The organism is uncultured Flavonifractor sp. (genome assembly GCF_944383115.1).
GTDB lineage: Bacteria > Bacillota > Clostridia > Oscillospirales > Oscillospiraceae > Flavonifractor.
The window spans coordinates 1-4,619 of sequence record NZ_CALWOJ010000123.1 but is presented as its reverse complement, the minus strand read 5'-3'; the positions used below and the strand labels follow the sequence as shown (position 1 = coordinate 4,619).

Here is a 4,619-nt window from a genome sequence, read left to right as displayed (position 1 = left end):
TAGGCCGCCTCATCGGAGGCCAGGAAGGCCACGGCGGCAGCCACGTCCTCGGGGGTGCCGGCCCGGCCGGCGGGGATGGTGGACAGCATGGCCTCCCGGGCGGCCTCAGGAAGGGCAGCGGTCATGTCGGTGGCGATGTAGCCGGGAGCCACCGCGTTGACGGTGACGCCCCGTCCGCCCAGCTCGCGGGCCAAAGACTTGGTCATGCCGATGACCCCCGCCTTGCTGGCGCAGTAGTTGATCTGGCCCGGATTGCCCCGGAGGGCCACCACCGAGCTGAGGTTGATGATGCGGCCAAATTTTGCCTTCATCATGGGCCGGGCGGCGGCCTTCATGCACAGGAAGGCCCCCTTCAGGTTGGTCTCGATGACCGCGTCGAAGTCCTCCTCCTTCAGCATCATGGCCAGATTGTCCCGGGTGATGCCGGCGTTGTTCACCAGGATGTGGAGGCCGCCCAGCTCCTTCACGGCGGTATCCATCAGGGCCTTCACGGCTGCAGGGTCGGCTACGCTGCCCTGGACGGCCCGGGCTTCCACCCCCAGCTCCCTGAGGGCGGCCAGGGTCTCCTCGGCGGCGGCGGTGTTGCCGGCGTAGGAGAACACCACATTGGCCCCACGGCGGGCCAGCTCCAGGCAGATGGCCTTGCCGATGCCCCGGCTGCCGCCGGTGACCACGGCGATTTTTCCATTCATACTCATACAGTTATCCTTTCAAAGCGGCGGAGAGGGCCTCAATGTCGGCGACGGTCTCCACGGCGTAGGTCTTGATGGAGGGGGCGGTCTTTTTTACAAAGCCGCTGAGGGCCTTGCCGGGGCCGATCTCCACGATGGTGTCCACACCCAGCGTCTCCAGGCGGCGGATGGTGTCCTCCATGTAGACGGAGGACTGGACCTGACGCTCCAGCAGGGCGGGGATGGTATCGCCCTCGCCCATCTCATGGCCCAGACAGTTGAAGAGTACCGGGAAGGCCATCTGGCCAAAAGTGACGCTCCGGAACTTCTCACGCAGGGCATCACCAGCGGGGCGGAGCAGGGAGGTGTGGAAGGGACCGCTGACCTTCAGAGGCAGGCAGCGTTTGGCCCCCAGCTCCTTGGCGATGGAAGCGGCCTTATTCACCGCCTCCTGGGCGCCGCCAATCACCAGCTGACCAGGGCAGTTGTAGTTGGCGATCTCCACCACGCCTGTGTCGGCAGCCTGATCGCAGGCCTGCTGCAGCTTTTCCCGGTCCAGACCCAGCACGGCGGTCATGCCGCAGGGGATACCGGCAGCGGCGGAGGCCATTGCCTTGCCACGGAAAGCGGCCAGGGAGATGGCCTGGGCGGGGGTGAACACTCCGGCGGCCTGGAGGGCGGAATACTCGCCCAGGCTGAGACCGGCGGCGTAATCGGGCCGGATGCCCATCTCATACAGGATGGCGGTCATACCGGCGGCAAAGGCCACCATGCAGGGCTGGGTATACTCGGTCTGGTTCAGCACCCCGTCCGGGTCGGTGAAGGAGACGGTTTTCAGGTCAAAGTCCACATCGGCGCTGTCCAGCACGGCCTTGAATACGGGGTAGGCCTCATAGAGGTCGGCCCCCATGCCGGGATGCTGGCTGCCCTGTCCGGCGTACAAAAAGGCGAGGCTCATACGTTCAGTCCTTTCACAACGGCCTGGTAGCCGCTCATCATTTCCTCAAAGATGGCCCGTAGGGGGCGTACCTCCTTCACCATGCCGGCTACCTGACCGGCCATGAAACTGCCGGTGTCCAGATCGCCGTCGAACACGGCCCGGCGGAGGGAGCCAAGGGTCAGCTTCTCCATCTCTTCCAGAGGCAGATTCTGCTTCTCCATGCGCAGGTACTCCCGGGCCATTTTGTTCTTGAGCACCCGGACGGGGGCGCCGCCGGTGCGGCCGGTGACGGTGGTGTCGTTGGCGCCGGCCTTCACCACGGCCTGCTTGTAGTTCTCGTGGATGGGGCACTCCTCACTGGCCAGCAGGCAGGTGCCGATCTGCACGCCGCAGGCCCCCAGGGCAAAGGCGGCGGCCATCTGGCGGCCGTCGGCAATGCCGCCGGCGGCGATGACGGGCACGCTCACCGCGTCCACCACCTGGGGCACCAGGGCCATGGTGGTCATCTCGCCCACATGGCCGCCGCTCTCGGTGCCCTCGGCGATGATGCCGTCAATGCCGTACCGCTCCAGCCGCTTGGCCAGGATGGGGGCGGCCACCACGGGGAACACCTTGATGCCCGCCGCCTTCCAGGCGGGGACGTATTTGCCGGGGTTGCCGGCGCCGGTGGTCACCACTTGGACGCCCTCCTCCACCACCACCCGGGCCAGATCCTCGATGTGGGGATTCATCAGCATCAGGTTGACGCCGAAGGGCTTATCGGTGGAGGACTTGGCCACCTGGATCTCACGGCGCAGAGCATCGGCGTCCATGCCGCCGGAGCCGATGAGGCCCAGCGCGCCGGCATTGGACACGGCGGCGGCAAAAGCGCCGGTGGCCACGTTGGCCATGCCGCCCTGGATAATGGGGAATTCGATCCCCAGAAGTTCATTCAATTTCATGGCAGACTCCTTATCAAAAAGACGGGCGGATGAGGGCATCCGCCCCTACATGGGGTTCGTAGGGGGCGATGTCCACATCGCCCCGCCATTTTACACCAATTCCAAAAGCGCGCCCGCCCAGGTCAGGCCCCCGCCGAAGCCCACGCACAGGGCCTTCTGGCCGGAGGTCAGCTGGCCGGAGATGACCAGCTCATCCAGCAGCAGGGGTACGCTGGCGGCGGAGGTGTTGCCGGTGCGGGCAATGTTGCCGGTACACCTGGCCGGGTCCACCCCCAGCTTCTTCACCGCAAAGTCGATGATGCGCTGGTTGGCCTGGTGGAATACGAAGCGGTCCACGTCCTCCAGGGTGAGGCCCGCCTTTTTGACCACCTCTTTGGCGCAGCGGGGCAGGGCCTCCACGGCGAAGCGGAACACCGCCTTGCCGTCCATGTGGATGTAGGAGGGAGCGGCGCTGTTGGCCCCGGGGACGTACAGGGCCTCCTGATTGCCCCGGCAGCCCAGCACTCCGCAGAGGGAGGGATAGTCCGTCCGCCACTCCACCACGGCGGCCCCTGCCCCGTCCCCGAAGAGGACGCAGGTGGAGCGGTCGGTAAAGTCGGTGATGCGGCTGAGGGCCTCCACCCCCACCACCAGGCCGTACTTCCGCCCGGCGGCGGCCAGCAGGCACTCCGCCGTATGGAGGCCGTACACGAAACCGGAGCAGGCGGCGTTCAGGTCAAAGCACACCGTGTCCTCCGGGAAGCCCAGATCCCGCTGGAGGATGCAGGCGGCGGCGGGGGTGAGAAAGTCCTGGGACAGGGTGGCCACAATGCACACTCCGATCTGCTCCGGACCGATGCCGGCGCGCTCCAGGGCCTGTTTGGCGGCGGCCAGACACAGGGAGGTGTGGCTTTCCCCCTCGGTACAGTGGTACCGGCTGCGGATACCGGTACGGGTGGCGATCCACTCGTCATTGGTATCCACGATTCTGGCCATATCGTCGTTGGTCACCGCCCGGCGGGGCAGGGCGGAGCCGGTACTCAGCAGTTTGATCCCGTTCATGGGCGCTCCTTTCTCAGGGCCTTGCTGCCCATTAAGCGGAATTTTTTATAGCGTTGGACGGCCAGAGCCTGGCCGTTCATCTTGTTGAGGGCGGTCAGCTCCTTCACCAGGGCGGCGTCCAGCGCCTTGCACACCCCGTGCAGATTGGTGTGGGCGCCTTCAGCGGGTTCGGGGATGATGGCGTCGATCACACCCAGTTCCAGAAGATCAGCGGCGGTGAGCTTCATTACGTCGCAGGCCTCGTCGCTGCGGGAGGAATCCTTCCACAGGATGGCGGCAAAGCCCTCGGGGGAGAGGACGGAGTAGACGGCGTTTTCCAGCATGAGTACCTTGTTGCCCACGCCCAGAGCCAATGCGCCGCCGCTGCCCCCCTCGCCGGTGACCACCGAGATCACCGGGACGGTGAGGGCGGAGGAGAGAGCCAGGGTGCGGGCGATGGCCTCCCCCTGACCCCGGGCCTCGGCCTCCAGGCCGGGGTAGGCGCCGGGGGTGTCGATGAAGGTGATGACGGGGCGGCGGAACTTCTCCGCCTGCTCCATCAGCCGCTGGGCCTTGCGGTAGCCCTCGGGGGAGGGCATGCCGAAGTGGTAGGCCAGGTGTTCCTCCAGGGTGCGGCCCTTCCGGTGGCCGATAACGGTGACCGGCTGGCCGTGGAAGAGGGCCACGCCGCCCAGGATGCTGCCGTCGTCGGAACAGAGCCGGTCTCCCCGCTGCTCAAAGAAGTCGGTGAAGAGGGCGGCGATGAAGTCGGTGGTGCCAGGCCGCTCCTGATGGCGGGCCAGAGCCACCCGCTGGGCGGGGGTGAGGTTACTTGCCACGGTCGCTCCCTCCTTTCCCGTGGAGGTTCAGCAGCTGGATCAGGGTGTCCCGCAGCTGGGGGCGGGGGACGATGGCGTCCAGAAAGCCGTGTTCCAGCAGGTACTCGGCACTCTGGAAGCCCTCGGGCAGCTTCTCGCCGATGGTCTGCTCAATGACCCGGGGGCCGGCAAAGCCGATGAGGGCGCCGGGCTCGGCCAGCATGATGTC

5 protein-coding genes and 1 pseudogene are annotated in these 4,619 nt (G+C 66.5%); all 6 read right to left on the bottom strand.

The annotated features are described in order from the left end of the window. Positions 1-698 (bottom strand): 3-oxoacyl-[acyl-carrier-protein] reductase (fabG, locus tag Q0K43_RS10315; protein ID WP_297290446.1); only part of this gene is annotated, 698 nt, incomplete at its 3' end. A 4-nt stretch (positions 699-702) separates the two neighbouring features. Beyond that, positions 703-1,629 carry an ACP S-malonyltransferase gene (gene fabD, locus Q0K43_RS10310; protein ID WP_297290445.1) on the bottom strand — a complete coding sequence of 309 codons (927 nt, stop codon included), beginning with the start codon at positions 1,627-1,629 and terminating at the stop codon, positions 703-705. Next, positions 1,626-2,552 carry a DUF561 domain-containing protein gene (locus tag Q0K43_RS10305; RefSeq protein WP_297290444.1) on the bottom strand — a complete coding sequence of 309 codons (927 nt, stop codon included), beginning with the start codon at positions 2,550-2,552 and terminating at the stop codon, positions 1,626-1,628. Before Q0K43_RS10305 ends, fabD begins: the two co-directional genes overlap by 4 nt. A 90-nt stretch (positions 2,553-2,642) precedes the next feature. Then, positions 2,643-3,593 (bottom strand): beta-ketoacyl-ACP synthase III, encoded by a 951-nt coding sequence (locus tag Q0K43_RS10300; protein ID WP_297290443.1) that lies wholly within the window; start codon positions 3,591-3,593, stop codon positions 2,643-2,645. Beyond that, positions 3,590-4,411, bottom strand: coding sequence for an acetyl-CoA carboxylase carboxyltransferase subunit alpha (locus tag Q0K43_RS10295; protein WP_297290442.1), 822 nt, complete (start codon positions 4,409-4,411; stop codon positions 3,590-3,592). Before Q0K43_RS10295 ends, Q0K43_RS10300 begins: the two co-directional genes overlap by 4 nt. Then, a pseudogene (locus Q0K43_RS10290) lies at positions 4,401-4,619 on the bottom strand (acetyl-CoA carboxylase carboxyl transferase subunit beta); the annotation flags it as partial. The pseudogene Q0K43_RS10290 and the gene Q0K43_RS10295, both read right to left, overlap by 11 nt.